Annotated in this window: 13 protein-coding genes; 5 read left to right on the top strand and 8 right to left on the bottom strand. The window is 72.5% G+C overall.

The features are described from left to right. Positions 1 to 98: 98 nt before the first annotated feature. The 4 genes from KME79_RS31130 to KME79_RS31115 form a co-directional block, all read right to left on the bottom strand. A complete protein-coding gene (locus KME79_RS31130) occupies positions 99 to 1,280 on the bottom strand; it encodes an ABC transporter substrate-binding protein (RefSeq protein WP_219548174.1) in 1,182 nt (393 codons plus the stop codon). A 129-nt stretch (positions 1,281 to 1,409) separates the two neighbouring features. Beyond that, complete coding sequence (locus tag KME79_RS31125; protein WP_219548172.1) at positions 1,410 to 2,399, bottom strand: aldo/keto reductase; 990 nt, start codon at positions 2,397 to 2,399, stop codon at positions 1,410 to 1,412. Positions 2,400 to 2,425: 26 nt separating this feature from the next. Continuing rightward, a complete protein-coding gene (locus tag KME79_RS31120; protein ID WP_219548170.1) occupies positions 2,426 to 2,836 on the bottom strand; it encodes a MaoC/PaaZ C-terminal domain-containing protein in 411 nt (136 codons plus the stop codon). Next, complete coding sequence (locus KME79_RS31115) at positions 2,833 to 3,303, bottom strand: FAS1-like dehydratase domain-containing protein (RefSeq protein WP_219548168.1); 471 nt, start codon at positions 3,301 to 3,303, stop codon at positions 2,833 to 2,835. Before KME79_RS31115 ends, KME79_RS31120 begins: the two co-directional genes overlap by 4 nt. A 153-nt stretch (positions 3,304 to 3,456) precedes the next feature. On the opposite strand from KME79_RS31115, the gene KME79_RS31110 reads away from it, so the two are divergent. Then, on the top strand, positions 3,457 to 4,395 hold the full coding sequence (locus KME79_RS31110) for an LLM class flavin-dependent oxidoreductase (RefSeq protein WP_219548166.1): 939 nt from the start codon (positions 3,457 to 3,459) through the stop codon (positions 4,393 to 4,395). On the opposite strand, the gene KME79_RS31105 is transcribed toward KME79_RS31110, so the two are convergent. After that, positions 4,392 to 4,853 (bottom strand): pyridoxamine 5'-phosphate oxidase family protein, encoded by a 462-nt coding sequence (locus KME79_RS31105; protein WP_219548164.1) that lies wholly within the window; start codon positions 4,851 to 4,853, stop codon positions 4,392 to 4,394. The two genes, KME79_RS31110 and KME79_RS31105, sit on opposite strands and share 4 nt — an antisense overlap. Positions 4,854 to 5,043: 190 nt before the next feature. Here KME79_RS31105 and KME79_RS31100 point away from each other — a divergent pair, with 190 nt between their 5' ends. The 3 genes from KME79_RS31100 to KME79_RS31090 are packed head-to-tail and all read left to right on the top strand — an operon-like array spanning position 5,044 to position 7,748. Further along, on the top strand, positions 5,044 to 5,985 hold the full coding sequence (locus KME79_RS31100; RefSeq protein WP_219548162.1) for an alpha/beta hydrolase: 942 nt from the start codon (positions 5,044 to 5,046) through the stop codon (positions 5,983 to 5,985). Then, positions 5,982 to 6,758 carry an SDR family NAD(P)-dependent oxidoreductase gene (locus tag KME79_RS31095; protein ID WP_219548160.1) on the top strand — a complete coding sequence of 259 codons (777 nt, stop codon included), beginning with the start codon at positions 5,982 to 5,984 and terminating at the stop codon, positions 6,756 to 6,758. The genes KME79_RS31100 and KME79_RS31095 overlap by 4 nt, the downstream gene beginning before the upstream one ends. Positions 6,759 to 6,815: 57 nt before the next feature. Further along, positions 6,816 to 7,748 carry an NAD-dependent epimerase/dehydratase family protein gene (locus tag KME79_RS31090; protein WP_219548158.1) on the top strand — a complete coding sequence of 311 codons (933 nt, stop codon included), beginning with the start codon at positions 6,816 to 6,818 and terminating at the stop codon, positions 7,746 to 7,748. 66 nt (positions 7,749 to 7,814) lie between these two features. Here the strand turns inward: KME79_RS31090 and KME79_RS31085 are convergent, their stop codons facing one another. The 3 genes from KME79_RS31085 to KME79_RS31075 are packed head-to-tail and all read right to left on the bottom strand — an operon-like array spanning position 7,815 to position 11,960. Then, on the bottom strand, positions 7,815 to 9,773 hold the full coding sequence (locus KME79_RS31085) for an AMP-binding protein (protein ID WP_219548156.1): 1,959 nt from the start codon (positions 9,771 to 9,773) through the stop codon (positions 7,815 to 7,817). A gap of 25 nt (positions 9,774 to 9,798) precedes the next feature. After that, positions 9,799 to 10,794, bottom strand: coding sequence for a cyclase family protein (locus KME79_RS47160; RefSeq protein ID WP_219548154.1), 996 nt, complete (start codon positions 10,792 to 10,794; stop codon positions 9,799 to 9,801). Between the two features lie 32 nt (positions 10,795 to 10,826). After that, a complete protein-coding gene (locus tag KME79_RS31075) occupies positions 10,827 to 11,960 on the bottom strand; it encodes an alpha/beta hydrolase family protein (protein ID WP_219548152.1) in 1,134 nt (377 codons plus the stop codon). A gap of 328 nt (positions 11,961 to 12,288) precedes the next feature. Here KME79_RS31075 and KME79_RS31070 point away from each other — a divergent pair, with 328 nt between their 5' ends. After that, the gene (locus KME79_RS31070; RefSeq protein ID WP_219548150.1) at positions 12,289 to 15,285 is read left to right on the top strand and encodes an AfsR/SARP family transcriptional regulator; all 2,997 of its coding nucleotides are present in this window, start codon (positions 12,289 to 12,291) and stop codon (positions 15,283 to 15,285) included. Positions 15,286 to 15,308: the final 23 nt, after the last annotated feature.

Genomic DNA, 15,308 nt, shown 5'->3' with positions numbered 1-15,308 from the left:
GGCCGGCGAGCGCTCCCAGTCGATGCTGGTCGCCCAGCTCCTGCTCTGCGCCGGCTTCGTGATCTTTCTCAGTTTCCCGGCTTCTCTGAAGGGACGGGTTATTTGCAGGCGGCGGCCGTCTGCGGGTCGAAAAGCGTGATCTTGCTGTCCACGATCTGCAGCTTGGTGCCCTTGACGCTGGCGGTGCGGTTGTCGGTGAAGCCGATCTTGCCGAACGGCGTGTCGATGTCGCTCAGCCCGGCGAGCGTGTCCCGGACGGTCTTCTTGTCCGTGGTGCCCGCCTCCTTGAACGCGTGCGCCATCGACCAGAGCGACGCGTAGCCGGCCGCCTCGAACACGGTGGCGGAGCGCTTCTCGCCGTGCTGCTTCCAGTAGTCGAGGAAGTGCGCGTTGTTCCCCTCGGTGCTCTGGCCGTTCCAGGCGGTCACGTACACGAAGCACTGCATGGCCTGGCCCGCCTGCTCCATGGTGGCGTCGCTCACGTCCGGCGCCATGAACACCGGGCCGTCGTAGCCGATCTCGTCGAGCTGCAGGTAGATCGTGCTCATCATGCCGGGCAGGGGCATGGTCACCAGCACGTCAGGGTTCGCCTGCTTGAGCTTGGTGAGCTGGGCCCGCACGTCGGTGTCGGTGCCGACGAAGGTCTCCTCGCCGACGGTGGTGATGCCCGCGGCCTCCAGCGTCTCCTTGCGCTTGCCGATGACGATCTTGGCCGCCTCGGAGTCGCTCTGGTACAGGTACGCCGCGGTCTTGAGCCCGGTGAACGTCTCGGCGAACTCCTTGTCGGCGGGCGGCATCACGTTCGCCATGTCCGGATAGAGACGGAACATGTAGTCGCCGACCTCGGTGACGCCGGCCGAGGAGAGCCCGACCGCCATCGTCGGGATGCCGTTCTGCTGGAGCTGCGGCCCCGCGGCCAGGAACGACGGGGTGAGGGTGAAGCCCACGACCGCGTCGACCTTGTCCGCCGCGAGCTTGAGCACCGCCTGCACGGCCTCCTGCTTGTCCGCCTTGGTGTCGATCTCCACGAGCTCGACCTTCGAGCCGCCGAGGAAGCCGGTGTCGTTGATCTCCTTGGCGGCGAGCCGCACGCCGTCGCGCTCGCTGGTCCCCACGCCCGCGATGCCGGCCGCACCGCTCAGGTCGAGCGGGACGCCGATCTTGATGGTGGAGGGCAGTCCGGCCGCCTGCGCGGTGTCGCCGCCCTCGTCGCCGCCGGAGCCGCAGGCCGCCGCCAGCAGTGCCGCACAGAGGATTATCCCGAGTTTGCTCTTTCGCATATCAACCTTCCGGGGGGGGTCGACGACTCCGGCGGAGTCACCAGCATGTGACGGCGATGCGTCAGGGGGACCTGATCCTGCGGAGACCTCGTTAACGGGTCCGTTACGCTCGGTCGCCGCAGGGCGGGTTCACAGGCCGAGCAGGTTCTCGGCCGGCCGGTTCGCGGTCGCCAGGATCTCCGCGGCGCGGGCGAGGGTCTCGTCGTCCAGGTCGGCGGACAGCCCGCTGAGGCCGTCCGCCACCTCCGCCGCGTCGCGGCAGCCGAACAGCGCGACATCGGAGTACGGCTGGCGCACCGTCAGGGCCAGGACGAACGCGGCGAGCGAGAGCCCCAGCGGGTCGGCGAGCGCGCGCAGCCGCCGGGCGATCGCCAGATTGGCGGCGAACGCGTCACCGGCGAAGAACACGTTGCCCGACGTGCCGGAACGCCCCTCGCGGCGGCTGCGGCCCCGCCAGTCGTCGGGCTCGAACTCGTGGTCGTCGGTGAAGTCCTCCGACAGCAGGCCGTGTACGTACGAGCCATAGGTGATGCGCAGGCCGCCGCGCGCGCCCGAGGCGGCGAGCTCGTTCAGGTAGCGGTGGTCGAGCAGGCTGAAGCTGTACTCGACGGCGGTCGGGATGCCGGTGGCCAGCGCCCGCCTGGCCGCCTCGGCGCCGAAGTTGCAGAAGCCGACGTCGCGGGCGAGCCCCTCCTCCTTGAGGCGCAGCAGGTTCTCCATCTGCTGCTCGGGGGTGAGGGCCGGATCGAACTGGTGCAGCAGGTAGACGTCGACGTGGTCGGTGCGCAGCCGGGTCAGCGACTCCTCCATGAACCGGCGCAGCGCGTCATAGGAGGAGTCGCAGACCAGGGTCAGCAGGTTCGTCGGGTCGGTGTAGCGCACGCCGCCCTTGGTGCACAGCCGCACCTCGTCGCGCCGGCCCTGGAGGATCTCGCCGACGATCGCCTCCGACCGTCCCGAGCCGTAGAAGTGCGCCGTGTCGTAGAAGCGCACCCCCGCCTGGTACGCGGCCTCGACCGCGCCCCGGGCCGCCTCCTCGTCCACCTGTCCGTACCCTTGCGCGATCATGGTGCCGCTGCCGAATCCGACACGGCCGATCAGCGGGTTTCCATCCGGCATGACAACGTCTCCTCGATCCGCGGAGGTCATTTCGCTTCTGCGGACGCGCGCACGACGGCGTTCCCCGTCATCACCACCGCGTCCTGCCCGTCGGTCACGGTCAGCGCGACCGCGGCCGTCCCGTCGCCGTGCACCGACTCCACCCGGGCGCGGGCGGTGAGCGTCGCCCCCGGGAACACCTGGGCGCGGAACCGCGCCTCGTACCGCAGCAGCGACTCGGGCCCGAACCAGTCGGTCAGCACCCGGCCCGCCATGCCCATCGTGAGCATCCCGTGCGCGAACACCGACGGGTAACCGGCGGCCTCCACCGCGAACCGCTCGTCGGTGTGCACCGGGTTGAAGTCGCCCGAAGCTCCCGCGTACTGGACTATCCGCGTCCTCGTCAGATCGCGGACGAGCACCAGCTCCCTGGTGTCGCCCGCCGTCACGGCCGTCATCCGCCCGCCCCCACCGTGGTGGAGGTGGTCACCGTCACCATCGTCGCGGTGACGACGGGCTCGCCCTCCTGGTCGCGGTACTCCGTGATCTTCTCGGTGAAGGTGAGCGCGCCGCCCCGCCGTCCCTCCTTCCGCCAGGTCCTGCCCGGACGGTCCACCGCGCTGAGCACGTCGCCCTCGCGCACCGGCCGGTGGTACTCGTACCGCTGCTCGGCGTGGAGGCCGAGACCCGCGCCGTCGGCGGGGGGCGCGCCGGAGTGCGTCGCGCCCGAGCCCGGCCAGGGCTCGTCAGGCTTCGGCCGGACGGCGCTGTCCGGGTCGTAGTGGTCGGCCGCCCAGACGAACGTGGGCGGGGCGATCGCCGGAGTGCCGGTGATCGCGCCGTGGTAGGCCGGGTGGGGATCCCCGACGGCCCGCGCGAACATCATGATGTGGCCCCCCTCGACCGGGAACCGCTCGACTGCCATGCTCGTGCCTCCTGGTTTGTCGGCCGTGACTCTCCCGCCTCGCCGTTCGCCCCGGGGTTACGGACCCGGTTCGTAACGTCGCAGGTAACGGCGCGCCCGGCACGCTGGCGGCCCTCTGTCCGCGACGGCGACGCCCTCGCCGAGGAGGTCCACGTGCCCGCCGCCCCACGCCCGCGCATCGGGCTCAACCTGCCGCTGAGCTTCGCCGGCGCCGCCCCCGCCGCCATCGCCGCCTGGTTCGGCGACGTCGAGTCCACGTCCGTCGACGCGCTGTGGACCCTCGACCAGCTCGCCGGGCGCATGCCCACTCCTGAGCCGATCGCGCTGCTGGGCTTCGCCGCCGCGCACACGACCCGCGTCCGGCTCGGCATCGCCGTCCTCGTCGCCCCCGGCCGGGGCCCGATCGCGGCGGCCAAGCAACTCGCCTCGCTCGGCCACCTCACCGGCGGCCGGCTCGTGGTCGGCGTCGGCAGCGGTGACCGCCGCCTGTTCCCCGCGCTCCGGCTGGGCGACTGGGAGGACCGGCCGGGCGCGGTCCTGGACGAGTTCCTGACGGCGGTGCACCGCCTGTGGACCGGGACCGGCGTCACCCACGACGGCCCCATCTGGCCCTTCGCCGACGTCACGGTGACCCCGCGCCCGGTCGCGCCGCCCCCGCTGTGGGTCGGCGGCGGTTCGGTCCCGGCGCTGCGCCGGGCGCTGCGCCTCGGATCCGGCTGGGTGGCGGCCGGTCGGCAGCCCACCGCCCGCTTCGCGGAGCTGGCCGTCCGCCTGGACGAGGTCGCCGAGCAGGAAGGCCGCGCCCGCGACTCCTTCAGCGTCGCCAAGCGCGTGTACCTGCTGGTCGAGCCCGACCGCGCCCGCGCCCACCGGACGATCGACGCCTGGTTCGGCGACTTCTACGGCACCCCCGACCACGGCCGCGAGGCCACCGTCCACGGCGACGTGGCGACCTGCGCGGAACAACTCGCCGAGCTGGCCGGCCTCGGCGTCACCGACCTGATCCTGCACCCGCTGGACGAGTCACCGCGGCACCAGGCCGCCGTGCTCGGCGAGCTCCTGCCCGCGATCACGACGGCCTCGACCGGCTAACCGGCTGTTCGGCGCGCCGCCGAACGGGCGAAGTCCCAGCTCGCCCAGCGGTCGGCATGCACGACGATGCCGACCCGCGCGCCCGACAGCGCCATCTCCCGGTAGTCCGGCCGGCCCGGCTCCGGGAAGTTGCGCGAGACGATCGCCTCACCGATGCGCAGCATCCCCTCGTCGTGCTCGACGAGCTCCGCGCGGCCCGTCACCGACAGGCCCTTCAGGCTGCCGTAATCCTCTCCCGAATCCACCAGGCACGCCACGCGCGGGTCGTTGCGCAGGTTGCGCGCCTTCACCGACGTACGCTGCGTCCACATCACGATCTCGCCGTCGAGCACCCCGAACCACATCGTGGCCAGATGCGGCGCCCCGTCCGGATCCAGCGTCGCGAGCTGCAGACTCTTACGCGACAGCAGGTAGTCCAGCCGTTCACCCGGCTCGATCGGCAGCGGCCTGTCACCCATGGCGGGCTCCTTTCTCCCGCGCCCACTACAGCCGCCAGGGCATACCCCGGGGCGGCGGCGCACGGCGTAACGCGGGAGGTAATGGGGGACCGCGTTACGTGTCAGCGGTGAGCCCTCATTCCACGAGCACCGAATCCATGAGCCCCATGTCGACGAGCCCCGCCCTGATTCGGACGGGAGCCCAGCCACGATGATCGTGCCGGCCGACAACGAGATCCGGCTCGACCTCCCGGACGGTCCGCGGGTCGACACCGAGATCGTGCACTTCTACAGCGACGGCCTAAGGCTGACCGGCGTCCTGGTCACGCCGCGGGACCGGGCGGGGGCCATGCCCGCCCTCATCGCCAGCCACGGCTGGAGCGGCGCGGTGAACTTCCGCGTCCTGCCGCTCGCCGGCCGCCTCGCGCGGCGCGGCTACGCCGTGCTCGCCCTCGACCATCGCGGCTTCGGCCGCAGCGAGGGCGCCCGCCTGCGCTGCGACCCGTGCGAGCAGGTACGCGACGTCTCCAACGCCGCCACCTACCTGGCGGGCCGGCCGGAGATCGACGGCTCGGCGCTGGGCGTGATCGGCGCCAGCTTCGGCGGGGCCATCGCGGTCGCCGCCGCGGCCGCCGACGAACGCCTCCGCGCCTGCGTCGCCCTCGTCCCGCTCGCCGACGGCCGGCGCTGGCTGCGTGACCTGCACGGCTCCGAATCCTGGCCCGCCTTCCTGGACCGGGTGGCCAGGGACGAGGCGGAACGGGTGCGCACCGGTCTCGGTGAGCGGGTGCCGCTCGGCACGCTCATGCCGCTGCCGCCGAGCCCGGCCGCCGACGCCGAGGCCGCGCTCATCGCCACCGCCTATCCCGAGGGCTACCCGCTGGAGAACGCCCGGCTCGCCCTCGGCTTCTCTCCCGAGCAGCTGGTCTCCGCGATCGCCCCCCGCGCCCTGTGCCTGATCACCCCCGGCGACGACACGGTCATCCCGGCCGAGCACTCCCTCGCCCTGCACGCCCGCGCCGGCGAGCCCAAGGCGCTGCACCTGCTGCCGCACGGCGGCCACGGCGGACCCATGGGCGAACTGGTCGACACCACCGCCGACCTGGCCGGCGCGTTCCTCGCCGAGCACCTGCCGCCCGGGGCCGCGTCATGACCGGCCCCCTCGACGGCCGGGTGGCCGTGGTCACCGGCGGCGGCTCCGGCATCGGCCGCGCCACCGTCGAACGCTTCGCGGCCGACGGCGCGCGCGTCGTGCTCGCCGATTACGCGGACTCCGCGGCCGGAGCGGCCGCCGAGATCGACCCCTCCGGCGCGCGGGTGGTCTTCCAGCGCACCGACGTCCGCCACGCCGACCAGGTGGACCGCGCGTTCCAGGTCGCGATGGACCGCTTCGGCCGCTGCGACATCGCGGTGAACAACGCCGGTGTGATCGCCGGCGGATCCCTCCACGAGGACGACGCCGACGACGAGTTCGACCAGGTCTGGCGCGTCTGCGTCGCCGGAGTCTGGCACGGCTGCCGGTCCGCCGTGGCCCGCATGCGCCCCAACGGCGGCGGCGTCATCCTCAACACCGCGTCGACGGCCGCGCTCTGGCCCACCCCGGCCTTCCCCGCGTACGGCCTGGCCAAGGCCGCGGTCGTCCACCTGACCCGCTCACTCGCCGCCGCGTACGGCCGCGACGGCATCCGCGTCAACGCCGTCCTGCCCGGCCCCACCCGCACCGGCATCTTCGCCGCCGCGACCGGCGACCTCGACATGGCGGACCTGGCGGACCTGGAACAGCGGTACACCGCGACGATGTCGCTCGGCCGCATGATCGAGCCGGAAGAGACCGCGTCCGCCTTCGCCTACCTCGCCTCCGACGCGGCGCGGTCGGTCACCGGCGCCGCCCTGCAGATCGACGGCGGCTTCCGGCCCGGCGGCTGACGCCCGGCCACCCCAGCATCCCCGCGTCCCCCCGCCTCACCCATCAGGAGACCCGCAATGACCTACCTGGTCACCGGCGCCACCGGATTCATCGGCTCGTACGTCGTCGACCGGCTGCTGCGCGACGGCCATCCGGTGATCGCGCTCGACCGCCGCCCCGACTGGGCCCGCGAGCCGGCCGCCCCCGACCCGTCCGCTCTCACCTTCGTCGAAGGCGACGTCACCGACTTCTCCCTCGTCGCCGACCTGGTGAGCACCCACCGCGTGGACCGGATCATCCACCTGGCCGCCGAACTCCACGACCGCTCCGCCAGCCAGCGCGGCCAGTGCATCCAGTCCAACGTCGTCGGCACCTACAACGTCCTGGAAGCCGCCCGCCTGCTCGGCGTGTCACGCACCGTACTGGCGAGCAGCGCGGCCCTCTTCAGCCCGGCGCACCACGACCCCGCCCGCCCCATCGCCGAGGACGCCCGCATCCACGGGGGCGACGTGTACGAAGGCAGCAAGATCTTCGGCGAGACCATGGGCGAGTACTACCTGCGCACCCTCGGCGTCACCAACACCTCCATCCGCATCGGCCTCGCGTACGGCGCCGCCTGCCTCATCGGCACCGCCCGCCGGCTCATCGACGAACTGGTCACCAAGCCGCTCGCCGGCGAGCCGGGCAGGCCCGCCTACCACGGCGGCTCGATGATGAACATGGTCTACATCCACGACACCGCCGACGCGTTCGTCCGCGCGAGCGAGGGCCCGGTCCCGTCGAGCCACGTCTACCACGTACGCGGCGACTACCGCAGCATCGGCGACATGGTGGAGGTCGCACGCAAGCTCATCCCCGGTGCCACCATCGAACCCGGCGACGCCGACCACCGCTGGCCCATGAACTTCGACGACTCCCTCTTCCGCCGGGAGTACGGCTACACGACCCGCTGGTCCCTGGAGGACGCGCTCGCCGACATCGTCAAGGAGAAGCGCTCCGAGACCGCCTGACCACGAGACGAACCCCGCGTCGCCCGAACGGCGGCGCGGGGTTCGTTGTTGAGGATCAGGCCCTGTTCAGACGCTGTCCCGGCGCGGGAAGCCGGTCAGCGGTTCCCGGCTCTCCAGGGCGGTGACGTCGCCGGGATCGGCGCCGATGTAGACGGCGCGGGCGACGCGGCGCATCACCTTGCCGTTGCGGGTCTTCGGCAGGGCCGCGACCGCGTGGACGGCCTTGGGACGGGTGGCCTTGCCCTCGCGGGCCACGATCGACTCCTCCAGGCGCGGGAGGACCTCGGCCGGGTCGGCGTCCCCGGTGAGGACGACGAAGCAGACGAGGGCCTCGCCCTTGAGATCGTCGGGGACGCCCACCGCGGCGGCCTCCACCACGGCGGGGTCGTCGACGAGGAGGGACTCGATCTCGGCGGGGCCCACGCGCTTGCCGGCGAGCATGATGGTGTCGTCGGAGCGGCCGAGCAGGAACCAGTGGCCGTCGGGGTCGACGTAGGCGAAGTCGCCCTGCTGCCAGTTGCCGGGGAAGCGGCTCCAGTAGGTGGACAGGTAGCGTTCCGGGCCGTCCCACAGGCCCTTGGTCATGCCGGGCCAGGGGGCGCGGACGACGAGTTCGCCGACCTGGCCGCGGACGGGCCGGCCGTCGGGGTCGAAGACGTCGGCGGCCATGCCGAGCGAGGGGGCGGAGAAGCCCGCCGGCTTGATCGGGCGGTGCACGGAGCCGCTCACGATGGAGGCGCCGCATTCGGTGCCGCCGCTCATGTTGACGATGGGAGTGCGGCCCTTGCCGACGTGGCGGAAGCACCACCACCAGGGCTCCAGGTTCCACGGCTCCCCGGTGCTGCAGATGACCCGCAGGTCGGGGAGCGCGTGGGCGTCCGGCCATCGGTCACCGAGACCGGCGAGGACTCGGATGAGGGTGGGGGAGACGCCGAGCGCGGTGACGCGGTGACGCTCGACGACCGACCAGAGGCGGTCGGGGGTGGGATGGTCGGGCGTGCCCTCGTACAGGACGGCGGTGCCGCCGTTGGTGAACGCGGCCGTCACCACGTAGGCGCCCATGACCCAGCCCATGTCGGTGACCCACATGAGGCGCTCGCCGACGTCCATGCCGAAGCCGTGCCTGGCCTCCTGCGCGAACTTGAACGGCAGCCCGGCGTGGGTGTGCAGGCAGCCCTTGGGCCGGCCGGTGCTGCCGGACGAGTACAGCAGGACGCAGGGGGTCTCGGCGTCGAAGACCGGGGTCTCGGTCATCGGCTCGGCGGCGGCCGTCGCCTCGTCCCACCACTCGTCGCGGCCGGGCACGAGCGGGATGTCGCGGCCGAGACGGCGGACCACGAGCACGGTGCGCAGGCCGGGGGCGTCGGCGGCGGCCTCGTCGGCGGTCTCCTTGAGCGGCACGAGCTTGCCGCGCCGCTCGAACCCGTCGGCCGTGACCATGAGCTTCGCCCCCGAGTCGAGCAGCCGCTCGCGGACGGGTCCGGGGCCGAAACCGCTGAAGAACGGGGCCACGACGGCGCCGATCTTCGCGGCGGCGAGCATGACGACGGCGGCCTCCGGCACCATCGGCAGGAACAGCGCGACCACGTCGCCGACGCCGACCCCGCGCGCGGCGAACGCGCCGGCGGCGCGGTCGATCTGCTCCTTCAGCTCGCCGTAGGTGAGGGTGCGCACCGCGCCGTCGTCGCCCTCCCAGACGATCGCCTCGGCGCCGGCGCGGCCCTCGTCGACCCAGCGGTCGACGGCGTAGTCCGCCCAGTTGAGTCCGCCGCCCTTGAACCAGTGCGGGAACTCGGGGCCGTCGGACAGGTCGAGGACCTTCTCGTACGGGCGCCGCCAGCGCAGCCCGACGTCGTCCGCGGCGGCGGCCCAGAACCATCCTGGGTCGGCCGCGGCGCGGTCGGCGACCTCGTCGACCGAGGTGAGGCCGTGCCGGGCGGCCATCCGGCCGAGCGGGGTGCCGGGGAAGGCGGCGGGGTCGGGCTCCCACGCGATGGGGAGCCGGTTCAGCTCGTCGACGTTCACGGGAATCTCCGGAAGGCGGGCGGGGTCATTTGATCGCCAGCGGGTTCAGCGGGGACCCGACCGCCTTGGTGAACGGCAGCGGCCCGGCGGCGAACATGAACTCGTAGACGCCGTCGGCGGCGCAGTCGTCGGCGAGCTTCTCCAGGTCGAAGATCTCGCCGATCAGCAGGCCGGCGTTGACGAGCAGCACGATGTGCACCGGCTGGAAGATCTCGTCGGTCTCGTTGGGCCGGACCTCCATGCCCCAGGTGTCGGTGGCGACGCCGGCGATCTCGTTGCCGCAGATCCAGTGCGCGGAGTCGAGCGAGAGGCCGGGGGCGTCGCCGGCCGCGTAGTCGCCCCACGAGCCTCGCGCCCGGCACATGGCGATGTGCCCGGTGCGGACCAGGACGAAGTCGCCGCGGCCGACGGTGACGCCCTGCGCCTCGGCGCAGGCGGCGAGTTCGGCGCTGTCGATGCCCTGACCGGGCTCCAGCCACGGCACGCCGCGGTGACGGGGGATGTCGAGCAGCACCCCCCGGCCGACGACCTTCTCGGTGGTCAGCTCGATGCCGCACTTGCCCGCTCCGGTGCTGGAGACGTGCTCCTGGCCGAAGCCGTTGTACATCTTGCCCTCGTAGAACACGTGCGACAGGGCGTCCCACTGGGTGCCTGACTGCAACGGCATGTAGACGGCGTCGTCGGCGTAGCGGAGCCTGGCCATGTGGTCCTGGGCGCCGATGGCGGCGTCGCCGCCGTCCTGCAGCATGAGGTGGATCGGGTTCACCCGGCCGCCCCAGCCGTTCTGCGGGCCGTCGCCGTCGTACGGCAGCGCGCAGGAGATCACCTTGCCCTGGCGGACGAGCGCGGAGGCGGCGACGACCATCTCCGGCTCGATGTAGTTGAGCGTGCCGATCTGGTCGTCGGGGCCCCACTTGCCCCAGTTGCGGTATCGCTCGCACAGGGCGTGGACGTCGTCCAGCGTCACCTTTCCGCGGCCGTCCCCGGCGGCGCCGGTGCTCACGTCAGTGTCGGTGCTCACGTCAATGTCTCCCCATCGTCGCGGAACGGGACTCAGGACTGCGCGGGCAGCGTGCCGAAGCGCTGGGCGAACCAGTCGGCGATGAGCTGCCGGGCGGGGTCGGGCTCGTCGGTCTGGCAGTGCTCGGCGCCGCCTTCCGCGACGGTGAAGATCCGCAGGGTCTTGTCGGCCGAGCCGGCCGCCTCGTACGCCTTGTGCGCGTCCTCGACGGCGACCTGCCGGTCGTTCTCGCCGTGCACGATCAGCAGCGGCTGGGTGAGCTCGGGCAGCACGTCCACGAGCGTCCACTGCCGCACCCGCTCCAGGCCGGCCTCCATCGTGTCGGTGCCCATCACCCAGGGGAGCTGGAACCACGGCACCGAGACCGTCCTGGACCGGGTGGCCCAGCGCTTCTCCCAGGTGGCGCCCCAGTCCCAGATGCCGCCCCAGGCCGCGCACGCCTTGATCCGCGGCTCGAACGCGGCCGACCGCGGCGCGTAGTAGCCGCCGAGGCTGATGCCCATGACGCCGATGCGGTCGGCGTCCACGTCCGCGCGGGTCTCCAGGTAGTCGATGACGGCCCCGGTGGGGACCTCGTAGTCGGGCCGGGAGGGCACGTTCCGCAGCCGGAGCGGCTCGCCCACGCCGGGGCTGTCCATCACCAGGCAGGTGATGCCGCGGCGGACGAACTCCTCCTCGACGAAGCCGTACAGGATCTCCTTGGTGACGTCGAAGCCGCCGTAGAAGATCACGACGGGGGCGGGCTCGGCGGTGCGGGCCGGGATGAGGTAGCCGGGCAGGACGCCGTCGGGGGAGGGGACCTCGATGCGCTCCACGTTCAGCGGCGCCAGCTCGACGGCCTTCTCGAACGCGTCGAGCGCGGCGCGGTAGCTGGCCGTTTTCTCGGGGCCGGGGGCGATCTGCCGCTCGCCGCTGGCGTGGTAGACCGAGGCGCGCAGATAGCGCAGGCCCGCGCTGCGGCGCAGCCCCGCCTGGAGGTCCTTCTCGGCCTGCTCCTCCTGCTGGCCGGCCATGCCCGCCCACGCCTTGCCCCAGGCCTCGGGCTCGGGCTCGCCGTCGCGCAGCGGCGCGAGCCAGCGGTGCATCTCACCGAGCGAGCCGCCCGCCATGAGGGCGAGGTTGAAGGCCGATGACCACATGTAGTTGTCCGGGAAGTAATAGAACACCGTGCGGGCTCCGTTCACGTGCGGTGGGGGCAGAGGGCTCCACGAGCCACCTCATCCGGCCCGCGTTACCACCGTCGTTATGGCCCTGCCGGGATCCGGGGAGGCGGCCCGGGTGACGCCCGGAGCATGCCCGGGATGGCACGATCGGTGCCTGGCGATCTACTGCCCTAAGTGGTCTCTATGGGGATATATCGCCCAAATGACATTAAATAGCCAAGAAGGCTTGACTTTGGTCGTCCCGTACCACTTTATGGAGAGACCACACCGCCGTAACGCGGGGATTTCGGCGGCCTTGCGTGACGTTACACTTCCGCGAACTGAGGTCGGCATGATCTTGAGTCACAAGGTCCTCCCCCCGGGACTACCACGTGGCACCATCTCCCGAGACCGCCTTGACGAGCAGTTCGCCGCCCTCCTCGAGGTCTACGAGACCATCGTGATCTTCGCCGCGGCAGGGTCCGGCAAGACCGTCCAGACCCGGATGTTCGCCGCGCGGTTCGGCTGGCCGCTCGCCTGGCTGACGCTCGACGCCGGCGACCGCAGCCCGTCCCGGCTGATGACCTACCTGGCCAAGGCTCTCGCCGAGGTGAACCCCGAGGCGCCCCGCACGGTGGAGACCGCGCTGGAGGAGGGCTTCCCCGCGGCCGAGGTCGCGGCGATGCTCGCCGAGGGCATCCACGACACGTCCCTGCTGCTCGTCCTGGACGACTGCGAATGGCTGGTGGAGGCGGACGAAGCGGTCGACGCGCTCGGCGTCTTCCTCGACTACCTGCCGCCGAACGTCCGGACGATCATCCTCAGCCGCGAGGACCTGGGCGGCCCGATCGGCCGCATGATGCTGCAGGGCCGGATCGCCCGGGTGAGCGGCGAGGACCTGGCGCTGAGCATGGACGAGGCGCGCACCCTGCTCGCCGCGCACGGCCAGGGCGACCGGGACCCGGCGCCGCTGATGGAGGCCACGAAGGGCTGGATCGCCGCGGTGGCCTTCGACATCGTCCCCGGGCTGCAGCCGGGGAACGGTCCGGACGTGCTGGCCGGCTTCGTCTCCCGGGAGATCCTCGCCCGCCTCCCGGAGGAGGAGCAGGACTTCCTGCTGCGCACGTCCATCCCGGCCGGCGTCACCGCCAGGGCCGCCGTCGCCCTCTGCGGCGAGAAGGGCTACCGGCTGTGGCAGTCGCTGGGCTCGCGGCACCTGCCGGCGACCAAGGTCGACCGGGCGCTCGTCTACCACCCCCGGTTCCGGCAGCATCTGCGCGAGCAGTTGCAGGCCCGCCTGCCCGAGGAGCTGCCCGAGCTGCAGAGCCGCTACGCCCGCCTGCTGGAACAGAGCGGGATGCACGAGGACGCCGTCGAGACCTACCTGGAGGTGGGAGAGCTGGAGAAGGGCGCGGACGCGGCCGAGCGCGCCGTGGCCGCGCTGGCCGCGCGCGCGGACTGGCAGGTGCTGCTGCGCTGGCTGGAGGCGTTCGGCCCGGCGGCGGTCGAGTCCCGCCCGGTCCTGCTCGGCGCCGCGCTGCGGGCGCTGTACGGGGTGCGGCGCATCCCCGAGGCCCAGGCGCTCATCCTCCGGCTGCACCAGGAGGGCGTGCTCAGCGACGTCGCCAAGGCCGACCCCGGAGCGGTGGCGTTCGTCGGTTACGCCATGCAGTGGCGCCCGGCCGATGCCCTGGAGCTGGTCCGCGGCTACGAGGGCGACTTCCGGGCCGAGGCGGTCCGCTACGAGCTGGAGGCGGTGGCGGGCCGCGAGCCGGTGGCGCCGCCGCCCGGCCGCGACTGGGTGGACAGCGAGCGCGTCTACTCCTGGGGACTGCTCGTGCAGGGGCGGCTCGACCAGCTCCTGCGCATGCTCCCCGACGAGGGGGACTGGCCGCCGCGCTCCTTCTTCCGCACCCCCCACCCGCTGCTCGCCCTGGTGTGGCGGGGCGAACTGGCACTCGCCCGCGAGCTGCTCGACGAGGTGCCCGAGGCGATCAAGTTCGGCGCCCACACCGACCTGTGGTTCTTCCACGAGGCATGGCTGCTGTGGGCCGAGGGGCACGTCGAGGAGGCGCTGGCGGCCGCCGAGGCCGCGGTCGACCACAGCCGCAGGACCCTGTTCGGCTGGGAGCCCTGTTTCGAGGTCGTGGTCGGCGTCCTGCAGCTCGCGCTGGGCCGGGTGGACGACGCCCGCATGACGCTCGCCGACGCGATCAGTCGTTCGGCGGCGAGCGGCAACCGCTGCTACGCCGAGTGGGGCCAGACCTTCCAGGGGCTCGCCTACCTGCGCATCGACCGGCCGGAGGACGCCGCCCGGGTGCTGCGCACCGCCACAGAGGCGATGCGGGCGGCCGGGCGCACGCTCATGCTGCCGTTCGCCGCGGCGTACCTCGCCGAGGCCGAGGCCCGGCTGGGGCGTGCCGAGGCGGCGTCGGCCGCGGTCGAGCTCGCCTACGCGACCGCGAGTTCGATCGGCTGCCTGTTCGTGCTCAAGAACGCGCTGAACGACGTGCCGGGCGTGCTGCGCCGCCAGATCGAGAACGACGCCGGCGGCACCCGCTGGCGTCAGCTCGTCGGGCAGCAGCCGCCGGAGGTGCGCAAGCGGCAGCCGGCCGTCCCCTCCGAGCGGGTGATCGTCGTGGACGTGCACACGCACGGCCCCGTGGTCGACCTGATCGTGGACGGCGTGCCCCGCTGCTCGCGCCGCACCAAGGTGCTGGAACTCGCCGCCTATCTCGCGCTGCACCCGGAAGGCGTGGAGCGGCACCGGCTGCAGGAGCGCCTGTTCCCCGACGCGGACCCGCGCCGCGGCGGCAACTACTTCCGCCAGGTGGTGCACAAGCTGCGCCAGGCGACGGGGGTGAACCTGTCCAGGACCGCGCACGGGCACGTCCGCTGGGCGGACGGCCTGTACGTGGACAGCACCGACCTGCGCTTCGAGCGGATGATCGGCGAGGCGTACCGGCTGCGGGGCGAGGAGCGGCTGGACTGCATCGAGTCCACGCTGGAGATGGTCGAGGGACCGTACCTGCCCGAGAGCGAGCTGGAGTGGGCCGAGGAGCGCCGTCACGAGCTGGAGGTGATGATCGTGAACGCGGCGGTGGACGCGGCCCAGGTGGCGGTGTCCCTGGGCTATTTGGAGCGTGCCAGGCAGGCCGCCACCTTCGCGATCAACCGCGACCCGTTCTGCGAGTCCGCCTACTGCGTGCGCATGCGGGTGGAGGGGGCCCTGGGCTCACCGCACGCGGTCCTGGCCGAGTTCCAGCGGCTCACCACGGCTCTGGCCGAACTCGGGGTCGAGCCGACCCCGGCGACCCGGCAGCTCGTCCACGAGCTTCGGGCGACCTGACCGCGGGCACGACCCGCGCGACA

The organism is Nonomuraea harbinensis, assembly GCF_019396385.1.
Classification (GTDB): Bacteria; Actinomycetota; Actinomycetes; order Streptosporangiales; family Streptosporangiaceae; genus Nonomuraea; species Nonomuraea ferruginea.
The sequence above is the reverse complement of the archived record's forward strand: the minus strand, read 5'-3'. Positions and strand labels throughout refer to the sequence as shown.